The sequence below is a fragment of the Corynebacterium sp. SCR221107 genome (genome assembly GCF_027886475.1).
Taxonomy (GTDB): Bacteria; Actinomycetota; Actinomycetes; order Mycobacteriales; family Mycobacteriaceae; genus Corynebacterium.
Genome location: NZ_CP115670.1, coordinates 2,330,474 through 2,352,782, shown reverse-complemented (window position 1 = coordinate 2,352,782; position 22,309 = coordinate 2,330,474). Strand labels below are relative to the sequence as shown.

13 protein-coding genes, 2 tRNA genes and 1 CRISPR repeat array are annotated in these 22,309 nt (G+C 61.1%); of the genes, 9 read left to right on the top strand and 6 right to left on the bottom strand.

Annotation, left to right across the window (positions count from 1 at the left end; all coding sequences use genetic code 11):
• Positions 1-139: 139 nt before the first annotated feature.
• The 4 genes from PAB09_RS10145 to PAB09_RS10130 form a co-directional block, all read right to left on the bottom strand.
• Positions 140-212, bottom strand: a tRNA-His gene (locus PAB09_RS10145).
• A 48-nt stretch (positions 213-260) separates the two neighbouring features.
• Positions 261-896, bottom strand: a complete 636-nt coding sequence (orn, locus tag PAB09_RS10140; protein ID WP_271033551.1) for an oligoribonuclease — start codon at positions 894-896, stop codon at positions 261-263.
• Positions 897-951: 55 nt separating this feature from the next.
• On the bottom strand, positions 952-1,755 hold the full coding sequence (cmrA, locus tag PAB09_RS10135) for a mycolate reductase (RefSeq protein ID WP_271033550.1): 804 nt from the start codon (positions 1,753-1,755) through the stop codon (positions 952-954).
• Between the two features lie 58 nt (positions 1,756-1,813).
• The gene (locus PAB09_RS10130; protein ID WP_271033549.1) at positions 1,814-2,545 is read right to left on the bottom strand and encodes a sortase; all 732 of its coding nucleotides are present in this window, start codon (positions 2,543-2,545) and stop codon (positions 1,814-1,816) included.
• Positions 2,546-2,668: 123 nt separating this feature from the next.
• Here PAB09_RS10130 and PAB09_RS10125 point away from each other — a divergent pair.
• The 9 genes from PAB09_RS10125 to cas2e all read left to right on the top strand — a co-directional run bounded on the left by PAB09_RS10125 (position 2,669) and on the right by cas2e (position 12,154).
• Positions 2,669-2,742: transfer RNA gene (locus PAB09_RS10125), tRNA-Arg, on the top strand.
• Positions 2,743-3,250: 508 nt separating this feature from the next.
• Positions 3,251-6,043, top strand: coding sequence for a CRISPR-associated helicase Cas3' (cas3, locus tag PAB09_RS10120; RefSeq protein WP_271033548.1), 2,793 nt, complete (start codon positions 3,251-3,253; stop codon positions 6,041-6,043).
• Positions 6,040-7,758, top strand: a complete 1,719-nt coding sequence (gene casA / locus PAB09_RS10115; protein ID WP_333780171.1) for a type I-E CRISPR-associated protein Cse1/CasA — start codon at positions 6,040-6,042, stop codon at positions 7,756-7,758. Before cas3 ends, casA begins: the two co-directional genes overlap by 4 nt.
• Positions 7,755-8,414 carry a type I-E CRISPR-associated protein Cse2/CasB gene (casB, locus tag PAB09_RS10110; RefSeq protein ID WP_271033547.1) on the top strand — a complete coding sequence of 220 codons (660 nt, stop codon included), beginning with the start codon at positions 7,755-7,757 and terminating at the stop codon, positions 8,412-8,414. The genes casA and casB overlap by 4 nt, the downstream gene beginning before the upstream one ends.
• A gap of 23 nt (positions 8,415-8,437) precedes the next feature.
• Complete coding sequence (gene cas7e, locus PAB09_RS10105) at positions 8,438-9,556, top strand: type I-E CRISPR-associated protein Cas7/Cse4/CasC (RefSeq protein WP_271033546.1); 1,119 nt, start codon at positions 8,438-8,440, stop codon at positions 9,554-9,556.
• The gene (gene cas5e / locus PAB09_RS10100) at positions 9,553-10,254 is read left to right on the top strand and encodes a type I-E CRISPR-associated protein Cas5/CasD (RefSeq protein ID WP_271033545.1); all 702 of its coding nucleotides are present in this window, start codon (positions 9,553-9,555) and stop codon (positions 10,252-10,254) included. Before cas7e ends, cas5e begins: the two co-directional genes overlap by 4 nt.
• Complete coding sequence (cas6e, locus tag PAB09_RS10095) at positions 10,251-10,889, top strand: type I-E CRISPR-associated protein Cas6/Cse3/CasE (protein WP_271033544.1); 639 nt, start codon at positions 10,251-10,253, stop codon at positions 10,887-10,889. The genes cas5e and cas6e overlap by 4 nt, the downstream gene beginning before the upstream one ends.
• An 8-nt stretch (positions 10,890-10,897) precedes the next feature.
• The gene (gene cas1e, locus PAB09_RS10090; RefSeq protein WP_271033543.1) at positions 10,898-11,827 is read left to right on the top strand and encodes a type I-E CRISPR-associated endonuclease Cas1e; all 930 of its coding nucleotides are present in this window, start codon (positions 10,898-10,900) and stop codon (positions 11,825-11,827) included.
• 3 nt (positions 11,828-11,830) lie between these two features.
• On the top strand, positions 11,831-12,154 hold the full coding sequence (gene cas2e / locus PAB09_RS10085) for a type I-E CRISPR-associated endoribonuclease Cas2e (protein WP_271033542.1): 324 nt from the start codon (positions 11,831-11,833) through the stop codon (positions 12,152-12,154).
• Positions 12,155-12,240: 86 nt separating this feature from the next.
• A CRISPR array of direct repeats spans positions 12,241-20,383; the repeat unit is 28 nt; unit sequence GAGCGCCCCGCACCTGCGGGGATGAGCC.
• A 242-nt stretch (positions 20,384-20,625) separates the two neighbouring features.
• Here cas2e and PAB09_RS10080 read toward each other — a convergent pair.
• Positions 20,626-21,285 (bottom strand): response regulator transcription factor, encoded by a 660-nt coding sequence (locus PAB09_RS10080; protein ID WP_271033541.1) that lies wholly within the window; start codon positions 21,283-21,285, stop codon positions 20,626-20,628.
• A 3-nt stretch (positions 21,286-21,288) separates the two neighbouring features.
• Entirely contained in the window at positions 21,289-22,257 is a 969-nt protein-coding gene (locus PAB09_RS10075; protein WP_271033540.1) for a sensor histidine kinase, read from the bottom strand.
• Positions 22,258-22,309: the final 52 nt, after the last annotated feature.

Below are 22,309 nucleotides of genomic sequence, written 5' to 3'. Positions count from 1 at the left end.
GCTGGTTAGTCATACATGATGTCGGCGCAGCTCTGCTGCGCTAGGTGAATCCCCATGCTTAAGCGTAGTTCAAAGCTGAACGGGCGTAAGAGCCAAAAAGTACCCTTACCTGTTTGCGCAGGTAAGGGTACTTATTGGGGGTGGCTGACGGGGCTCGAACCCGCGACACCTAGGATCACAACCTAGTGCTCTACCAACTGAACTACAGCCACCATCGCTGCGCTAAGCAGCAAGAAAGATATTAACCTAAAGTAACCAAATTACAAAAACTGCTGGTAGCGGGCGGTTGCGTGGGCTTTCGCCTCCTCGGCTTGCTCGGTGGTTGGCTCCGGGTAGAACATTGCCTCGCGGTAGTAGGCGAGCTCGCGAATAGACTCCACGATATCGGCCAGAGCCCGGTGTGCCATGCCCTTGTCCGGCTGATTGAAATACACGCGCGGCTGCCAGCGGCGCGCCAGCTCCTTGAGGGAAGAGACATCCACCATGCGGTAATGCAAGGCCGCGTCCAGGCGCGGCATCTGCTCTCGGATGAAGGAGCGATCGGTGGCGATCGAATTGCCCGCCAGCGGCGCCGGGTGCTCCGGGTCGCAGTGCTCGGCGATCAGCGCTAGGACTTGATCCTCGGCCTCTTTGAGGCTGATGGTGGAGGCCTTGACCTCATCAATGAGCCCGGAGGAGGTGTGCATGTTGGTGACGAAGTCATCCATCTGGGCCAATTCTTCGTCGGTTGCGTGCACCACGAGGTCCACACCCTCGCCGACGATGTTGAGATCCGCGTCGGTGACAAGCGCTGCAATCTCGACGATGGTGTGGCGGTGAATATCTAGGCCGGTCATCTCGAGGTCGATCCAGACGAGGCGGTCATTCTTGGCGGCGATGGTTTCGGGGGAGGTCATAGCAAGATTTTCCAAACGATGTGATCGAGGGCGGGGCAAAACGAACGGTGCGCGACTATTCGCCCATCTTTTTATAGAAGCGTCCCATCATCGGGGACAGCAGGCCGGTCGGCGCGATCTGGGAGACGGCGTTCATGGCCTTTGACAGCGGTCCTGGGACGACGCGGCGTTTGTTCTCGGCCATGGCCTCGAGCGTTTCGCGTGAGCAGGATTCGTAGGTAGTCCATAAGAAGTCGGGGACGACTCGGTCCACGATGGTCTTTTCTTCATCGGGGATGACGGCCTCGCGCACGGGCCCTGGGGCGAGCAAGGTGCAGCTGACACCGGTGCCTGTGAGCTCATAGTGCAGCGCCTCGGTGAAGGCATTCACGCCAGCCTTGGTAAAGACGTAGGTGGCGTTGTTGGGAATCGGCATGTTGCCCGCAGCCGAGCCCACGTTGCAGATCGCCCCGGTGCCGCGTTCGACCATGCCGGGCAAAACGGCGTGGGTCAGTTCAAAGACGGCGGTCGCGTTGAGCGAAAACTGCTTGGTCTCATATCCCCAGTCCTGGTTGAGGAAGGGGCCGAAGGAGGCGATGCCGGCGGAGTTGACCAGGATGTTGATGTCGCGGCTTTGAATCTCAGCGATGAGTTCGGCGCGGGCTTGCTCATCGGCGAGGTCGCAGGCGCGTACCTCGGCGACGATGGAGTGCTTGTTTTCTAGTTCGCGGGCAAGCTGGGAGAGAATCTCTTCGCGGCGGGCGACGAGGATGAGGTTGTAGCCCATCGCGGCGAGGTCACGGGCCATCGCCATGCCGATTCCTTGGCTGGCGCCGGTGATTACGGCGCGGGCATTCATGGTGGGGGAGGGCAAAGTCATGCCGTCTAGTCTACCTTTCGGCTTCGCGCCGCTTGCTTGCCGACGCCCACCGGGGCGCCTATACGAGGTGGCCTTCCACGATCACGTTGTAGTTGAGATCGACGTTTCCGTCGACTGAGCAGGCGATCAGTACGATGCGCCCGGGAATGGATTCGTTGATCAGCCCGGTATCGTAGGCGGCATCGTTTTTATCCACCAGGTAGGCGGTGTCCACGACCCATTCACGCGAACCTGCGGCATCGCTCATCGCAATGGTGGAACCATTCAGCGCGGTAGAAACGTAGCGGCGTACCGTCGTGCCCTCGTCGCCTTGCACGACAACGGGTGTGGCCATGTCCGCCGTTGCAGTCACGGTCTCAGAAATCGGGTTGAAAACCAACTTTTGCTGGCCCCAGGCATGACCAAGCACGTAGGTGGTGCCTAGTTCGGCTGTGGCTGGCGACTGACCCCAGCCGTCGACCCACCGCACCATCGTATCCTGCGGCCCGGCGGGGTTGAGCGGCAAAACATAGGGCATCGAGTCATAAGTTGCGGTGACGTTTGCCGCGCCGGTCAAGGTAAAGGTTCCCACCCCGGCCGGTGCGGGCCCGCTGTTGACTGGTACCTCCGTGGTGGTCGGCGCGGTGGACGTCGCAACGCTTGAAGTGGTCGTGGTCGCGGGCGAAGACGTGCTTACCGACGCTTGCATGTCCGCTTGCGTACCACCGCCACTTTTCATTACGGCGATCCCCACCACAGCCGCCAATAAGATCACCAGCAAGATCGCGATCAGCGACGACTTTTTGTTCATAGGTGGGGGATCCTCTCCGCTTTACAAATTCGCACCCTAAACCCCTATTATCTTAGGTCAACTCGAGGTTTTTTAGCGGGCGGGGAAATGCGCTAACCTGTAACGGTTGGAAACGTCCAGCATGCCTCCATAGCTCAGTGGATTAGAGCAGTCGGCTTCTACCCGATTGGTCGCGGGTTCGAATCCTGCTGGGGGCGCTCAGATCAGAGGCACTTTTTGCGAAACGAATCTAATCGCAGAAGGTGCCTCGAGACATTTATTGGTCGCTTCGGGGCGTGGTGTCGCAAGTAGAGTAATCAGTCTTCTGCGAACTCCAAAGCGCCAGTTGAAGATGTGGTTGAGTATGGTCTATTGCCACAAACGCCCGTACTCCGAAACTTTCGTGTGCTTTGTGATTTGCAAGTTGGTACGCGAGTACGCAAAGAATTTCGAATATAGGTTCGAAACTCACATGGTTTTGTGAGGGCGGATGTCGCTCATGCAGGTTAACCTGACGAAAAGGGTTGATCGAGAGGCGTGAATGTTGCAGGCTAGGTACCCCCGCTCGTGCGGGGCAAGGCGGAAAAGATGCCTGTTAACTCAAATAACTACGGCTCATCCCTGCGTATGCAAGGCAATCTTCCCGTCCGGCTGCATTGTACGTTTCATGTCGGTATGCTCTAAATTGTCGGAAATTGGAATTAGTTATTTGATTTAGGAATCGCGATGGACTGGGAAGCTTTTCAAGAAGGTCTTTCGACCCAGGCGTTATCAATACTGGGGAAGAGTGGTGATGACCAAGGGCCGATGTCCCTCGCGCAGCACATGGTTGATTCAGGTGCAGTTGCGGAGGCGGTGTGGGACGGGTACCTCCCAGATCAGACGAAGCAATTTCTCGTGGGTGTGACTGGGTTGGGTTGGGATCTAACGCGTTCCTTCACGGTATTCATCGTCGCAGCCCACGATCTGGGTAAGGCCACCATGAGCTTTCAAGAAAAGCTTGTCCACCCAGAGACCAAACGGTCGATGATTGATTCGGTGTTGGAGGCTGGGCTGCCAGTAGCCATGGGGGTTCTCGAGTATCAGCATCGTCCCTACCATGCACAGTTTTCTGCGGCGATCCTGCTCGAGTGGATGAAATCCAAAGGCGTGAAGCATCGCGTGGCCGCATCAATAGCAGCCATTGCAGAAGCACATCATGGCATGCCAAATCCCGACCTGCGGGAGAAGGCTTTCGAAATCTATGCCGCCTATCCAACCCCGTGGAAAGCGGTTCATCGCGAGTTGCTTGACGCTCTCGATCGCACGACAGGCTTTTCACAATTATTTCCGCGACTGCAAAAGCTCCCTATGAACGCAATTCAAGTCTTGACTGGGTTGACCATCATGTGTGACTGGATTGCCTCTAACACTTCGGCTTTCCCCACGGTGGCTTCTGGCTCCTTTTCCCGACGAGTAAAGAAAGGAATGCAGTATGTGCAGCTAACCCACCCTCATATGTTTCGTGGTGGCGAGGATCACCTCGATGATCCGGCACGGGAGTACATTGCTTCCTTTGGGTGGCCCGCTGACGCTCAGCCGCGTCCGGTTCAGGTTGCTGGGCTGGAGGCAGCGTTGGAAGCGAGCGTGCCGCTGCTGTGGATCGTGGAGGCACCTACTGGGGAAGGCAAGACTGAGGTAGCGCTTAAAGTTTCGGAAATCCTTGCCCAAAAAAGTGGAGCTCAAGGGGTGGTGATGGCAGCGCCCACTATGGCCACGGCGAACGGACTGTTCGAAAGGTTCAGAGCGTGGGCGGAACAAGTCACTCCAGCGGATTCTGTTTCATCCTTATATCTCGCCCATTCGAAAAACAAACTCAATCGTAGTTATAACAAGCTTCGGTTACGCGGGATCGGTGACGATGACGCAAGCGATGGTGCAGTCGTGGCAGGCTCGTGGTTGTCGGGTCGAAAGAAGGGGCTGCTATCTAACTTTGTCATCGGCACAGTAGACCAAGTCTTGATGATGAGCCTGCAGATGCGTCATTCGATGCTGAGGCACCTAGGGCTGGCAGGCAAAGTCGTGATCATTGATGAATGCCACGCCTATGACGCATACACCAGCTCTTATCTTCAATTGACACTCGAATGGCTGGCCCGCTATGGCGTGTCGGTGATTATGCTCAGTGCCACTCTCCCGCTAGCTGCTAAGCAAGCGTTTATCGACGCCTACGGTCGCGGACTCAACGCCGGAAAACAATATGCTGAGTCCAGCGAATATCCCCTGATCACTACCTTGACAAAGGAAGGCATCAAGGAGCTACCGGTAAGGGCGAGCGCAAACGACGTGGAAATCTCGGTACAGATGATCGAGGATGGCGTCGCGGCGCTTCAGGAGTTAGTGGCCGAGCAGGCCTCAGACGGTGGATGCATTTTGGTTATCTCTAATACCATCCGCCGCGCCCAGGAATCCTACCGTGCCCTCAGCGCGGTTTTCCCTGGTGAGGTGGAGCTCCACCACTCAGCGTTTGCGGCGATCGACCGCGCCAAAAAGGAAGACGCGCTGTTGGAGAAGCTAGGGAAAAACTCTCATAGGGGAGGAGCGCGTCCTGACCGACTCATCGTGTGCGGGACACAGGTTCTTGAGCAGAGTCTGGACATAGACGCAGACATTTTGATTACAGACATTGCTCCCTTCGACCTGATAGCTCAACGCGTAGGCAGAATTCACCGCCATGACCGACCGGGAGTTGATCGTCCCGAAAAGCTAAGGTCTCCGAAGATGTTCGTCCGGGGAATTCTACGCCACGAGCCGATTCCGGTATTCGAAGCGGGTACGGCTGCGATTTATGATCCCAGCATCATTTTGGCCACCTACTTGCTCCTTGCGACGCGCTTCCGAGGCACTCCGCTGAAGAGACCTGCGGATGTCCCCATCGGAGTCCAGTTCACCTACGACCGAAGCCAGGTAGAAGCAAAGCTTCCGGCGCCTTGGCTGTCGACTTGGGAGAATGCGAGGTTAGAAAGCGATCAGCGTCGAGCGGCGGCTCAACATCGCGCTGAGGATTTCCAAGTGCCTCACCTCAAACGAGCTACAGACTTTGACAAGTTGTTCACTCGGTATCTTTCCGCTAGAGGAGCAGAAGCCGAAGAGTCTATGGGACGCGCTCAAGTCCGTGACGCAGATCCTAGCATCGAGGTCATTCCGATCATTTCGAATGAATATGGATATCGCCCGCTCAATGCAAAAGGAGATGCGATGCACATGGACGGCGAGGTTCTCGACTTTCCGACAGCATTTGACCTAGCCTCGTCTTCGCTGAGGCTGCCGTCACGCTTGACAAGAACTAAGGAGGTTTTCGACCTTACCATCGCCCAGTTGGAGCGCGACACCCCTGAGGGGTGGGCGAAAGACCCCCTCCTCAAGGGGGAAGTGGCATTACGGCTTGATGAAAAAAACCGCATTGAAATTGGGAAATCGATACTCGAATATAGCTCGGAAGTTGGGCTCTTCGAAGTTCAGCGGGCCGAGCCCAAATGATAAACAATGAAGAAAACGACCTGTTAGAAAAATCAAATGAAAGCGGGAGAAGAAAAGAGATGACATTTTCACTCCTTGACGAGCCGTGGATACCCTGCGTGCTCGAAGACGGAAGCAGACCGCTTCTGGGGCTTAGGGATCTGTTCTCCGGCAAATGCACAGTCACTGAAATCCGGGCAGATTCCCCCGCCCAAACGTACGCGCTCTATCGATTAGTGCTCGCTATCTTCTGGCGCGCCCACGCACCAGGGGAGGAAGACGAAGGCGATCCATTAGATTGGGTGGAAGAGCAGTTTGAGCTCGTCAGCAGCCAAGAATCGGATACGGTAGTACTTGACTACCTCGATCGTTTCCACGAGCGGTTTGACCTGTTACATGAGAGCACCCCTTTTATGCAGGTAGCCGGTCTAACTACGAAGACCGGGCGGTTCTCTCCCATTCACAGAATTGTTCCGGAGGCTGACAGCCACTTCTTTACGATGCGCGCCGGGGCATCTCGCGAATCCATCGATCTGGCCGAGGCTGCACGATGGGTCGTGTACGTGCAGGCTTTTGATTTCTCCGGCATCAAATCAGGGGCTGAAGGTGACCCGCGCGTAAAGGGCGGCAGAGGGTACCCAATTGGTACCGGCTGGACGGGGATGACCGGCGGTACTCTCGTCGTGGGAGATTGTTTGCGTGAGACGCTGATACTCAACACTGTCTGGGGCGCGTCCGAGGAACGTGACAAGCCCGTGTGGGAGCGATCTCCAGATACCGCCGCGCAGCGGGAAAATCCGACAGCGGACTTCGTGTTCCCTGAAGGGCCGGCCGACCTAGCGACTTGGCAGTCCCGCCGGATCAAACTCTATCTAGATCCAAATAACCCGGAACGCGTGGTGGGCGTGTTGGTATCCAACGGCGACCGAATCCCGAATGCTGGGGCCAATATCTTCGGCGACCCAATGACTGCCTATCGCTACAGCTCTGCAAAGTCCAAGAAGGATAAACCCGTTTACTACCCTCGACCATTTGGCTCGGAGCGGACCATGTGGAGAGGGTTGCCTCCGCTGATTAGCATGGCCAACGATGCTGGCTTCGGTCCGAAGAACCTTCCTCCCAAGCGTCCGGAGACTTTGTCGAATTTGGCGACTCTGCGGGCACAAGACCCTGACCTAATCCCTCCAGTATTAAAAGTAGAACTGTTTTCGGTGGAATATGGGGCCCAAGCCTCATCCGTCGGAACGGAGATCCACTTCGGCTTGGAGCTGCCGATCGCCGTGCTTAAACAGGAATCAGTCGGACTTCGGCGCATCGTGCTCGACGCCGCGCAGGCTTCCAACGAAGCAGCAATCGCTCTGGGTAGTTTCTCAGGTCAACTTAAGGTGGCTGCCGGCGGCGAGTATGAGTTTCAGGCATATCCGACCGATGCGCTCTTAGCCGTGTTGGAGCCGCAATTTGTCGCTTGGTTGTCCGGGGTGACCGAGGAAAACGCTGATGCACGTGCGGTGGAGTGGCAGCACCATCTCAAGCAGAGTGTCCTGCTGCAGGCTGAGGTATTGGTCCGAGGAGCTGGCCCAAAGGCGCTCGTGGGCCGACCCGTCGACTCGGGGGATAAAACCCGCATCCAGTCTGCGGGGACCGCCTTGATGTGGCTGCGGAAAAAACTCAAAGAGGTGCTTCCTCTGACGGAACTTCAGCGAGAAGAGAATGAAAATGAAAGGAATAGTCGATGAGTGACTTGACCGAGGCGAAGGAGCCTGTGGACGTCGGCAAGCCAAATCTACGTTTTGCTGTCGCTACCACTGCTGAATACCTGCAAAATGCGTATCTGGGAGGCTCTACCCACTCTGCGCAGGCAACGGCTCGTGCCCAGCTGGCACGACTGCGAAAGCTCGCTGGTCAGCCGGTGGATCGCGATCCGCTTGCGGTGAATTTGGTGCTCAGTGTCATGCAGCCGCAATTGAGTGAATTGGAGCTTGGCAAAGGCGATTCGGCTTCAGCATCAGAGCGGGCAGCGTTTCACGCTCTGACACTCTTCGCAGTTCATATGCAAGGAGCGACTTCTGCGACTCACGTGAAAAATGCTTCCTTCGCATCTGCCTGCGGCAGGCTGAATCAGATCAGCGAATCAGAGTCTATCAAGCCGCGTTTCGACGCCATGATCCTGGCACAGGGGTCGCGCTCGAGGCTTATTCATGCGCGATCACTGATCACGCTGCTGCGCTCGAATCGTTTGGGATTCGACTATGGCCAATTTGCTCAAGACCTAAGAAATCTCGACAACCGCGAACGGCGAAATAGCGTCCTCCTTCGTTGGGGGCGCGACTTCGCAATCGGACACCCTTCCGGGTTGAGTCCTGAAGAAACTTCGTCAGAAACTCATCACTAGAAAGCCAAGAGAGAGGAAAACTCATGACTTTGTTCATCGACATTCACGCACTACAGACCCTGCCACCGAGCCTGATCAACCGCGACGATACCGGCGCTCCTAAGACGGCTGTGTTCGGTGGGGTCCCTCGCCAGCGAGTGTCATCGCAATCGTGGAAGCGGGCTATCCGCAAGGATTTCGAAGCCACCCTACCTGCAGGGTCAGTTGGATTCCGTACTCGCAAGGTTGTGGACATCGTTGCCGAAGAAATTCGCAAGCAAAGCGAAAACTTCGACGAAAAAGAAGCTGCCAAGCTCGCTGAGTCCGTGTTCAAGGCTGCTGGGATTAAGGTCACCGAAAAGAAGACAAAGAAGGGCGACGAAGCAGCGGCTGGAAATCCTGAGGCTGGCTACCTTGTGTTCCTGAGCGCAGACCAGATCCAGAAGGCGGCGGCACTCGCTATTGAATCGGAGGGAAAGCCCGATAAGAAGTTGGCCAAAGAAGCGCTGGATACCGCTCACAGCGTGGACATTGCGATGTTCGGTCGTATGCTTGCAGATGACCCAAACTACAACGTTGACGCATCGGTACAGGTCGCTCACGCCTTGGGAATTCACGAGTCCGAGCCGGAGTTCGACTACTTCACCGCCGTAGACGACTATGTAGAAGACAAAGACGAAGCTGGTGCTGGCATGATCGGCACCGTGCAAATGATGTCTTCCACCCTCTACCGCTTCGCCACCGTCGACGTAGATTCACTCACGGAGAACCTCGGTGATGCGAACGTGGCTCGTGAGGCGGTTGCTGCCTTTGTGAAGAGTTTTGTCACCAGCATGCCAACTGGTAAACAGAACACCTTCGCCAATAACACGCTGCCAGAACTAGTTTATGTGGCCGTCCGCGATAGCCGGTCCGTATCGCTCGTCAATGCATTCGAGGAACCCGTTGTCGCGGATGAGACCGCAGGTCGCCGTGCACAAGGCGCAAAGAAGTTAGCCGATGAGGAACGCGAGATCGAACAGACCTATGGATTCGTGCCAGTTAAGGCGTTGGTGATGGGGTTGGGAGACCTTGCAGATGCCTTTGAGGGTCTCGCCGAAAAGACTACCCTTGACGGTCTGATTTCTGCGCTGAATGTCTTCCTGGAGGAGCAAGCGCAGTGACCTCAACTCTGCTTTTGCGGCTGAAAGGCCCCATGCAATCATGGGGAGATGAGAGCCGGTACGGTATTCGCGCCACAGGCCACATGCCCACGAAGTCGGGAGTTGTTGGCCTATTGGCAGCAGCACAAGGTCGACGCCGAGCGGATCCGATTGAGGATCTTGCAGGATTGCGTTTCGCTGTACGAGTGGATCAGCCCGGAACGTTGCTCAAGGACTTCCAGACGGCGGAGAAATGGCAAGTTGGCGGAGGAAATTCACTGGTGACTAGGTATTTCCTTGAGGATGCCGTCTTCGTTGCTGCGATCGAAAGCGACGATGATGAGATGATTGAGGCTCTTCGTGGGGCCATCCTAAACCCGCGCTTTCCTCTGTTCCTTGGTCGTCGGTCGTGCCCGGTGTCGCCGGATCTGCTAATTGGTGTAAGGCCAGGTTCGGCTGTCGAGGCGCTGAAAGAATTGGAATGGCAAGCCTCGAAATCTCACAAGTCTAAGCGCGCTAAGAAGGTGGCTTTGCCAATTTTCCGCGATGCTGATCCAGGTGAGATAGGTGTACCTCGTCAGGATGTTCCTATCTCCTTCTCACAAGAGCATCGCAAGTACGGGTGGCGCGAGGTTATACAAGACCCTACAGGTGCAGTCTTTGTGAATGAGGATGGCAAGCATGAAGATCCCTTTATGGAAGCGGTGATGTCGGTATGACCACGCTGACTCGAGTGCTGCTTAACCCCGAGCGGCGTCAAGCCCGTCGACTGATTACCAATCCTCAGGTCATGCACGCCGCAGTTCGTGCGGCGTTTCCACCCGACCTTAATGAATCCGCCCGGGTGCTTTGGCGCTTGGACAAGCGAGAACACGAGCATGTGTTGTACATCGTCGGCCCTGAAGCCAGCGATGCCAGCCACATCGTTGAGCAGGCAGGATGGGCAACACGCCCTGCTGAAATCGCCAATTATGCCCCCTTTGCAGATGCTTTACTAAGAGGGCAACACTGGAATTTCGAATTGGTCGCGAATCCAACCAAGTCCGTCCCAGTGAAGGGCGGTAAGAGGGGGAAGGTGGTCCCACTCGTCGGTGATGAAGGGCAGTCCGCGTGGCTTCTCGATCGCGCCCAAAGGCACGGATTCGTTGCGAAAGAGTGCGTCATAGTCGAGCGCAACCATCTTCGTTTTGCGAAGTCGGCGGAAGATAATCGCCGAAAGGTCACGCTTGGGACGGTTCGTTACCGCGGTGTGCTGGAAGTGACTTCCCCCGAGCTACTTAGAGCGGCACTTTTCGGTGGAATCGGCCGCGGGCGAGCATATGGTTGCGGACTCTTGACACTGGCGCAACGTTAGGAACTATTGTGACTGGGAAACCAAGCAGCGAACCACTTGACCGGCTATCGCTTTCCAAAGTGGAGGAGCGGATCTCCTTCCTTTATGTGGAAAGAGCGGCAGTCAACCGCGACAACAATGCATTGACTATCCATGACCATCGCGGGATCGCCCATGTCCCCGCGACGGACATTGCGGTGCTGCTGCTTGGCCCCGGCACAAAAGTGACCTTCGCTGCGATGGCGTTGCTCGGTGATTCGGGCGTCAGCGTGGCATGGGTGGGGGAAAAGGGCATCCGCTACTATGCACACGGGCGGCCAGTTGCCAAGACTGCTCGAAATGCAATCGCCCAAGCGGAAATTGTGACTCATCAACGACGCCGCCTTTATTGCGCGCGACAGATGTATGCCATGAGGTTCCCCGGTGAGGACGTTTCGCGGCTCACCATGGCACAGCTTCGTGGACGCGAAGGCGCCCGTATGAAGCGCATCTACGCTGCGGAAAGTGAACGCACCGGCGTGTTTTGGAACCGCCGAAGCTATGATCCCAATGACTTTGACTCTGGTGACCCCATCAATCGGGCCCTGACTGCTGCAAATGCAGCTCTTTATGGGATCGCCCATGCCGTCATCGTCAGTCTTGGATTCAACCCAGCTCTAGGCATCGTCCATCAAGGCACCGATCGATCCCTCGTCTACGATCTCGCAGATCTTTACAAAGCAGAAATAACCATTCCCGCAGCTTTTGACGCTGTCGCGAGCGCACAAATGAACGCCGACCGAATTGTTCGTCACCACGTCCGTGACAAGGTCGTCGAAAAGCGGCTAGTGGAGAGGATGGTTAAGGACTTGCTTTTTCTGATGGAAGTCCGTTCCGAAGCAGACAGAATTGACGCAGAACTACGTCTGTGGAGCGACCTTGCGGTGGTGCCGAGCGGAGTGAATTGGGAGGATCAATAGTCCATGATGGTACTCGTCGTCACGGCTTGTCCCGCCGGTCTGCGCGGAGATCTGACCAAGTGGCTACTCGAAATTTCACCGGGTGTGTTCGTAGGTCGACCAACCGCGCGGGTAAGGGAAGCAATCTGGCAACGAACCTGCGACCTCGTAAAGGATGGTCGGGCGATTCTGGTCCACAACGCGGCAAATGAGCAAGGTCTTGACTTCAAGGTTCATCGGCACGACTGGGAACCGACCGACTTCGATGGCGTGAAACTCATGGTGCGACCGAATAAGAAGAGCACAACTCGTCGCACCGGTTGGAGCAAAGCTCGGCGCTATTGGTGATTCAACCAAGAGCGTTGAGGCACCAAGCGGCTGGAAAGTTGCATGTGCTAGCGTAAATGAGGCACTAAACGCGCTGGTCACTAAGGGAGCGCCCCGCACCTGCGGGGATGAGCCCGCATGGGACATCAACCCGGTCCTTGCGCTACAGAGCGCCCCGCACCTGCGGGGATGAGCCGAAAAGGCTGGCCAACTCACAAACACAAGCAACGAGCGCCCCGCACCTGCGGGGATGAGCCCAATGCCGGATGCTCCACAGGAAACCCCTTGCCGAGCGCCCCGCACCTGCGGGGATGAGCCCATCGGGGCGACGGACTTCAACCGCTTGGTGGAGAGCGCCCCGCACCTGCGGGGATGAGCCCGGAAGCAAATGGATGGTTGATAAGGGCGTGGGGAGCGCCCCGCACCTGCGGGGATGAGCCGCACTAGCTGCCCTAGGTGCAAGACCAGAAAAAGAGCGCCCCGCACCTGCGGGGATGAGCCGGTGGTGCAGACGCAGCTTGGGCATAAGTCGGCGAGCGCCCCGCACCTGCGGGGATGAGCCCTGCACCTAGCCAATAGCTTTCTCAAATTAGAGGAGCGCCCCGCACCTGCGGGGATGAGCCGTCCGCCGTGGACTTCTGGGAGCTCGCGGGCTCGAGCGCCCCGCACCTGCGGGGATGAGCCCTGGCGAGGGTGAGGCCCACGCCGCCCTGGTCGGAGCGCCCCGCACCTGCGGGGATGAGCCGACTGGCGAGCGTGTCAATTCCTCCCTACTCAAGAGCGCCCCGCACCTGCGGGGATGAGCCGCAAGCCCGCGACCTTGAAGCCGCCTGTGATCAGAGCGCCCCGCACCTGCGGGGATGAGCCTCTGTCTGGGTGTGCTGCTGATCGCCGCCTATAGAGCGCCCCGCACCTGCGGGGATGAGCCCCTGCAGAGGCGGCGTTTAATCTGGGGATTAGCGAGCGCCCCGCACCTGCGGGGATGAGCCTAGCGGTCTAGGGCGAGCTGGAGTTCGCGGTCAGAGCGCCCCGCACCTGCGGGGATGAGCCTTAACCCGTCGAAGACTTTCAGTGCCGAGGAGAGAGCGCCCCGCACCTGCGGGGATGAGCCCCGAAGCCGGAGCCGACAGGTAACCACCAAGAGGAGCGCCCCGCACCTGCGGGGATGAGCCCTGTTGGGACTGCGCATGTCAGACGTCGTAGCAGAGCGCCCCGCACCTGCGGGGATGAGCCGTCATTCGGGAAACGGACGCACAGTGGTGGGAGGAGCGCCCCGCACCTGCGGGGATGAGCCCAACCCAACGGTGAGGAATGCTATTTATCAGTGGAGCGCCCCGCACCTGCGGGGATGAGCCGTACGCGACCTTACCAAACGCACCCACGACCCCGAGCGCCCCGCACCTGCGGGGATGAGCCCCATCCCCTTAGTGACGTACCGGGCAATCATCGGAGCGCCCCGCACCTGCGGGGATGAGCCCGCACGTCGCTAATGCGCGCCGGGTCGCTCGCAGAGCGCCCCGCACCTGCGGGGATGAGCCCCTGCGCCTGTGCCGCACCGGTATCAGCGATGAGAGCGCCCCGCACCTGCGGGGATGAGCCGGTCGGCCAGTACGACGAGACTGATCTGTCGCGGAGCGCCCCGCACCTGCGGGGATGAGCCCCTTAAACCAAGTCACTAGCTCCCCTCCTCCTCGAGCGCCCCGCACCTGCGGGGATGAGCCCAGCAGATACAGCAGTTGCCACCGCAACTCTGGGAGCGCCCCGCACCTGCGGGGATGAGCCGTGCGTGGCGGTAATTGTCTGAGCGGCGATTTCGAGCGCCCCGCACCTGCGGGGATGAGCCCCCCGAATTGCAGGTTAAGGAGGGTGAGGAGAAGAGCGCCCCGCACCTGCGGGGATGAGCCGTGACTGCAACCTGCGTGGCCGTGGTGACACGAGAGCGCCCCGCACCTGCGGGGATGAGCCCGCACCGTCGTTTCATCACCGAATGGGAGGAAAGAGCGCCCCGCACCTGCGGGGATGAGCCGATGCGGGTGAGTCTTTCGGCTTCATAAGACAGGAGCGCCCCGCACCTGCGGGGATGAGCCCGACCGCCTCGACCAGGTGGTGTTGCACAGGCCGAGCGCCCCGCACCTGCGGGGATGAGCCCCACCAGAAACACCGTATGTAGCCAACCCGATAGAGCGCCCCGCACCTGCGGGGATGAGCCGTGGGGCGGTCATGCGACCACCCCCACCACACCGAGCGCCCCGCACCTGCGGGGATGAGCCTCTGGCGATCATGATCGACGCGGCCGCCGATAGGAGCGCCCCGCACCTGCGGGGATGAGCCAGCCTACCCCCAGGTTTATGAGCTTGGGTTTGGTGAGCGCCCCGCACCTGCGGGGATGAGCCCAACAGGCTCAATCCTAGTGACAGGCAAAGTCAGAGCGCCCCGCACCTGCGGGGATGAGCCCATCACTTGCGCGCCTTTGTGGTAGGCGTCGTGGAGCGCCCCGCACCTGCGGGGATGAGCCGTGCACCAGTAGGAAGTGCTCGATCTGCATTCCGAGCGCCCCGCACCTGCGGGGATGAGCCCGTGGAGGCGGCACCGATCGGGTCGAGGACCACGAGCGCCCCGCACCTGCGGGGATGAGCCCCCGTTTTCAGTGCCCGGCTCCCACGAGTTGAGGAGCGCCCCGCACCTGCGGGGATGAGCCCTCATCCCGCTCACGCCGATGGCGGCGCATGTCGAGCGCCCCGCACCTGCGGGGATGAGCCCGCTGGATCACCAAGTGGACAGTGCAGACCGGTGAGCGCCCCGCACCTGCGGGGATGAGCCCTCATCCCGCTCACGCCGATGGCGGCGCATGTCGAGCGCCCCGCACCTGCGGGGATGAGCCCGCTGGATCACCAAGTGGACAGTGCAGACCGGTGAGCGCCCCGCACCTGCGGGGATGAGCCGCCTTTTCAGCGCGAAGGATCAGAACATTTATGGAGCGCCCCGCACCTGCGGGGATGAGCCCCGGGGCACTCCGCTGCACAATCGCCGTGTACCGAGCGCCCCGCACCTGCGGGGATGAGCCCCCCGTAGTGATCTTCCCAGCATCCAGATTGGCGAGCGCCCCGCACCTGCGGGGATGAGCCCAAGAACATTCGTTGTGAGCAGTTTGAGATGACGAGCGCCCCGCACCTGCGGGGATGAGCCCCCAATAGACGACTGCATAGAATCCAACTGCACGAGCGCCCCGCACCTGCGGGGATGAGCCGATGAAAAAGAAGTTCGTGGGATTTGTTAAGCCGAGCGCCCCGCACCTGCGGGGATGAGCCCAACCCGCGAATTCACCACACAAGAACAAGCAGGAGCGCCCCGCACCTGCGGGGATGAGCCCGACACACCATGCTGCTTAGCCAGTGCCGAAAGGAGCGCCCCGCACCTGCGGGGATGAGCCCGACACACCATGCTGCTTAGCCAGTGCCGAAAGGAGCGCCCCGCACCTGCGGGGATGAGCCGCCTTGTTGGATTTGCTGGCACAGAAAGCCGGGGAGCGCCCCGCACCTGCGGGGATGAGCCGCGCACCGGCCTAGACCCCTTCCTCAAGGAAATGAGCGCCCCGCACCTGCGGGGATGAGCCGAAGCGCCGTATCTCGTTGGAGCAGGAGATGGGGAGCGCCCCGCACCTGCGGGGATGAGCCCCGTTGTTGCGCTGCGAAGGCGACGCTCGCGGAGAGCGCCCCGCACCTGCGGGGATGAGCCCAGCCCCCGCGGGCTCAGGGGCAGATGCGGATAGAGCGCCCCGCACCTGCGGGGATGAGCCGGTGTCCGCCTCTGGCTCCCTGCTTGTTGGTGTGAGCGCCCCGCACCTGCGGGGATGAGCCCGTGGGTGGAGGTAGGCGACGGTGCCGGGTTCTGAGCGCCCCGCACCTGCGGGGATGAGCCCACGCCGGTGATCGTAAATTTCGGCCAAAAAGGGAGCGCCCCGCACCTGCGGGGATGAGCCTTGCTCATTCTTCCTCCTTCGGCGCCCAGTGAAGAGCGCCCCGCACCTGCGGGGATGAGCCCGTGGGTGGAGGTAGGCGACGGTGCCGGGTTCTGAGCGCCCCGCACCTGCGGGGATGAGCCCACGCCGGTGATCGTAAATTTCGGCCAAAAAGGGAGCGCCCCGCACCTGCGGGGATGAGCCTTGCTCATTCTTCCTCCTTCGGCGCCCAGTGAAGAGCGCCCCGCACCTGCGGGGATGAGCCCGATTTCAAGGGTGGGGGTGATGATGGGGTGGAGAGCGCCCCGCACCTGCGGGGATGAGCCCTGTGGGGTGAAAAACCCCTTAATAAAATCAGTGAGCGCCCCGCACCTGCGGGGATGAGCCGTGAGACGATACCAGCTGCCCGCAGAGTGGAGAGAGCGCCCCGCACCTGCGGGGATGAGCCCCCCGGCTGCTTCCTCAATTGAGGGGAGATTATGAGCGCCCCGCACCTGCGGGGATGAGCCGCCACGGCGAGGATTAAGCACTGGGAGGCGGAAGAGCGCCCCGCACCTGCGGGGATGAGCCCACCTGCCGGAGTCCCTGCGGGGACACAACCGGGAGCGCCCCGCACCTGCGGGGATGAGCCCGTAGATTTGAGCTACAACTCGAACATCTACAAGAGCGCCCCGCACCTGCGGGGATGAGCCGTGCCCATGCACGCCGGTAATCATGGACGTATCGAGTGCCCCGCACCTGCGGGGATGAGCCCGTGGCCACCTTTTCATTCGCCACCGAGGCAAGGAGCGCCCCGCACCTGCGGGGATGAGCCTGATTCCCCCGAGCAGTGGTTGGACACGCCGGAGAGCGCCCCGCACCTGCGGGGATGAGCCCGGGCGTGACTGTCGGTTGATGACTTTGTAGATGAGCGCCCCGCACCTGCGGGGATGAGCCTCCGATAATGACCCCCACTGCGAGGCCAGCAGGGAGCGCCCCGCACCTGCGGGGATGAGCCCCCGAACCACTAAAGAAGTCGTGGTTCTCGTTCGAGCGCCCCGCACCTGCGGGGATGAGCCGGGGTCGTACACGTGGGCGTGCGGTGGCGCGTAGAGCGCCCCGCACCTGCGGGGATGAGCCGCGTTAGCAGAGGCAGGACTGATAGCACCAGACGAGCGCCCCGCACCTGCGGGGATGAGCCCCGCTCGCCAACCACATCGATTGGGGTGAAGCAGAGCGCCCCGCACCTGCGGGGATGAGCCGGCCAGCGTACTAGCGCGGAGGGTGCTCGTGTAGAGCGCCCCGCACCTGCGGGGATGAGCCCTGCGTGAAAATATCCGAAAGCATCGCCTCCAGGAGCGCCCCGCACCTGCGGGGATGAGCCCAGTCAAGGACTACCACACTAACGCCGTCGTTTGAGCGCCCCGCACCTGCGGGGATGAGCCCTGCGCAAGAATCGACCCCACGCCCGCTATGACGAGCGCCCCGCACCTGCGGGGATGAGCCCCGGTCTGCTCGGGCCTCGGTGTGGGGTGCGCAGAGCGCCCCGCACCTGCGGGGATGAGCCCATGGGTGCGGGAAATCATGGGCTCGGTTTTAGGAGCGCCCCGCACCTGCGGGGATGAGCCCTGTCGCCACCGGGATGTTCCGTACACGCCGGGGAGCGCCCCGCACCTGCGGGGATGAGCCCTTCGGATTTACAAGGTCATCGGCGTGGAGGAAGAGCGCCCCGCACCTGCGGGGATGAGCCCTGCTACCTACTCTAATCTGAGAAAGCTATTGGGAGCGCCCCGCACCTGCGGGGATGAGCCGGTTCCGGTATTCCCCAAATTCAACGCGGATGTGAGCGCCCCGCACCTGCGGGGATGAGCCCACCATCACACGCCTGGGGGTGTTAGCGGCTGCGAGCGCCCCGCACCTGCGGGGATGAGCCCTGTCAGTCACTAACAGATTTCACCGCTATTTAGAGCGCCCCGCACCTGCGGGGATGAGCCCGGCCTTGAGGTCATCGACCTGGGCGTGTGCCAGAGCGCCCCGCACCTGCGGGGATGAGCCCCGTCGGGCGCGTCCTCCCAGTCGATAGAGTCAGAGCGCCCCGCACCTGCGGGGATGAGCCCCCTCAATGGATTGGCGGGCAGCACCAGCGCGAGAGCGCCCCGCACCTGCGGGGATGAGCCCCAATACTCAAACTCAAAGCGCCAGCTGGAAGCGAGCGCCCCGCACCTGCGGGGATGAGCCCTTTTCTCGTGGATGGTCAGCGACGAACGGATGGAGCGCCCCGCACCTGCGGGGATGAGCCCACGTGTGCGAAAATATGTGCATTGAAAAAGGAGAGCGCCCCGCACCTGCGGGGATGAGCCGCTCATACGCCGCAGCCACATGCGACCCCCGCAGAGCGCCCCGCACCTGCGGGGATGAGCCCGCAACGCGGCATTATCCTCATCCAGCGCATAAGAGCGCCCCGCACCTGCGGGGATGAGCCCCGTGCGGATGTGGCTGCTGCGATGCAGGATGTGAGCGCCCCGCACCTGCGGGGATGAGCCGTGGGGTGTGGGGGCTGCTCATCTCCGAAGGAGGAGCGCCCCGCACCTGCGGGGATGAGCCTCGCCCCAGTCTATCCGGGGTGACAGTCGATGCGAGCGCCCCGCACCTGCGGGGATGAGCCGCGTGCGGTTGTTGATAAAGTATGGACCCCCACGAGCGCCCCGCACCTGCGGGGATGAGCCGGACGGGGTGACCCCGTCGATGGCTGCGAAGCTGAGCGCCCCGCACCTGCGGGGATGAGCCGGACGGGGTGACCCCGTCGATGGCTGCGAAGCTGAGCGCCCCGCACCTGCGGGGATGAGCCTCTGTGTCGTGAGCTGGGAGGATATTAAGGCGCGAGCGCCCCGCACCTGCGGGGATGAGCCCGCTAGGACAACGGGCGCGCCCTCCGGTATTTCGAGCGCCCCGCACCTGCGGGGATGAGCCCATCTCCACCAGCAGCTGTGCGTAAGCGCGCACGAGCGCCCCGCACCTGCGGGGATGAGCCCACCAGCGCCCAGGGCCTTGATAATCGCCTGGTGAGCGCCCCGCACCTGCGGGGATGAGCCCTGGAGCATCTACCCGGTGGCCTATCCGATGACGAGCGCCCCGCACCTGCGGGGATGAGCCTTACACGCGTTAGGCATTATTTCCACGGATGAAGAGCGCCCCGCACCTGCGGGGATGAGCCCTGGCGCAAAACGCAGCCACCAGCCTGAAGAAGGAGCGCCCCGCACCTGCGGGGATGAGCCGCATCACCTTAAGTTCGTCGAGCTTTTGGAACTGAGCGCCCCGCACCTGCGGGGATGAGCCGCAAAGGGCATCGAATCGCCTAGATGAGAAAAAGAGCGCCCCGCACCTGCGGGGATGAGCCCTTCACAAGGAGCAGAAATGACCGCAAAGCTAGGAGCGCCCCGCACCTGCGGGGATGAGCCCCGGTCGAATACCCGCCCCGTCATCCAATTGCTGAGCGCCCCGCACCTGCGGGGATGAGCCCAACCAATGACCAGCGAAGTTTACGAGACAGTGGAGCGCCCCGCACCTGCGGGGATGAGCCGCGGTGCCCGCCAACTAGGGCGTATTTGTCAGGGAGCGCCCCGCACCTGCGGGGATGAGCCGGAACTAACCACAACGCGGTACGACCTGTGGAAGAGCGCCCCGCACCTGCGGGGATGAGCCCACTAAACCGTCCGGGTTATCGGACTGTACAAAGAGCGCCCCGCACCTGCGGGGATGAGCCAGAGGGGCTACTCAACCGCTACTGGGAGCAGCAAGAGCGCCCCGCACCTGCGGGGATGAGCCTCAACCCCGGCGACCTTCGCCGACATGGAAATAGAGCGCCCCGCACCTGCGGGGATGAGCCCACGCCCGGTGACCTCTTGAAATTCTGCACGGCGAGCGCCCCGCACCTGCGGGGATGAGCCCCGAAGAAACCGACACAATGACTATTGTCGTCGGAGCGCCCCGCACCTGCGGGGATGAGCCCATACACGACTAACGATCAGGAAGACATATCACGAGCGCCCCGCACCTGCGGGGATGAGCCCCCTGCCGTTTGTCAGCCAGTCTAGGTAGGAAAGAGCGCCCCGCACCTGCGGGGATGAGCCCGTCCATCACCTAGCGGGGTCACATACACTTCGGAGCGCCCCGCACCTGCGGGGATGAGCCCGATCTGGTGGACACGACACCTAGTCTTAGCTAGAGCGCCCCGCACCTGCGGGGATGAGCCTTGAAGCGATCAAGAACCGTGAAGACCTCGACCGAGCGCCCCGCACCTGCGGGGATGAGCCGTGGGGGATTAGTTGTTTTCCAGTGGCGTCATCTCCTTCGCGATGACGCTGGTGGTGAGCCTTTTCCTTTATTACAAATAGCCGCTTGCTACGCGGATTCGCGGTAATGCTGGCTCCGGTGGTCTGCGTGACGGTGCTCGTCATGGGCGTGCACTACCCGATGGACGTGGCCTGCTCCCTGGTGTGGTCGGCGATGCTGGCGCCCTTGTGGGCCAAGGTTGCACGCGCGGTGGCAGATCGCCTTAGGCGGGGGTTCCAAGCTGATAACCCGCGCCCCGCACCGTCTGAATCAGGTCCCGGTCGCCCTTGCGGCGCACATAGTGAACGTAGGTGTCCACCGTCGAAAGCGAGTCGCCGTGATCAAATACCGCCCCGAGTAGCTGTTCGCGGCTAAACACCCGGTGCGGCTCCTTGGCCAAAACCGCCAGCAGGCGGGCTTCTTTTTCGGTGAGCTGGATGCGCCCGGTATAGGGCGATTCTAAGGTGGCGCGGTCGGGGTAGAAGACCCACGAGCCGATCTCTATTCCCTGCCCGGCGCCGGTGTAGTCGCGGGTGAGCGCCCGCAGGCGCGCATCGAGTTCTTCAAAATCGAAGGGCTTAACTAGGTAATCGTTGGAGCCGGAGTCGAGTCCCGAGACGCGATCGCGCACCTGGCCTAGGGCGGTGAGCATGAGCACCGGGGTGGCGTCGTGCCGGGCGCGCATCCAGGTGATGAGTTCGGTGGCGTCGCCGTCGGCAAGCAAACGATCGAAAACGCACACCGAGAAAACGCCGTCGGTGAGTGCCACCTTGGCGTCGGCAAGTGATGCAACCCAGGTCACGTCCCAGGAAAGGGCCAAAAGGTCGCGGGTGATCGCGCCCAAGCGCTGATCGTCTTCCAGGTACAACAGTGGAGGCAGCATGGCCTAGTGCTCCTTTTCCGTGCGGGGGAGGCGTAATGCGAAGGTGGTGCCGCCCGCATCGCTTTTGTGCACCGCCACCGTGCCGCCGCAGCGGGTGACGGCATCCTTGACCAGGGCTAAACCGATGCCGTGGGACTGGTCGCGCCCGCCCGAGCCGGAGGCAAAACGGTCGAAGACGCGCGCCGGGTCGATGCCGGTGATGCCGGTGCCGGTGTCGGCGACGGTAACCGTGATGAAGTCGGCCCCACGATCGGCCACGGCGACGGTGACCTGGCCGCCGCGTGGGGTATGCGAGATCGCGTTGGTAACCAGTGCCCGAAGGCAACGCTGCAGCGAGACCGCCGACATGGCCACGGGTGCGGCGCGGTCGACGTCGGCAAGAGCAAGGGTGACCCCGTCGGCGGCCGCCTTCGGCGCAAGCAGGGTCTCGGTGGCGTCTAGGGCGCTAGCAAGATCGGTGGCGGCATCCTCCACCGTGCCGGAAGCGATCGCCAGCAGATCGTCGACGATGTCTGCCATCGCCTGGGTGTCGGCGCGCAATTCCTGTGCCACCGGCGCGATGCGGGTATCGCCCCGGGCCAGGATCTGCAGCTGCTGCACGCGCAGATGCATCACCGACAGCGGGGTGCGCAACTCGTGGGAGGCATCCGCGATGAAATTGCGCTGCCTGGTCATCGCCTCCGCCAAGGGGGCGGTGGCCTCCCGGGAGTAGTAAAACGCGGCCGCGGTGGCCAACACAATCGTGCCCACGCCCACGGTGCCCACGGCGATGACAAGGTCGATGATGTCGAAGGAGACGGTGATGTAGTGCGAGGTCTCCGGGCCGTCGGCCGAGAACGTTTTCCACCACAAGGCGAAGAAGAACAAGCCCGCGCCCGCGAGCACCATGCCCGCAGACACCAGGCCCATCCGCACCGAGATGCGGCGGGCGGACTGCCGAAAAAGATCGCGGTCATAATCGGGGGTGCTCACAAAAATACAGCCTACTCGGAACGCTTCGGGCGCAGGTCGCGGCTGTGTTGTG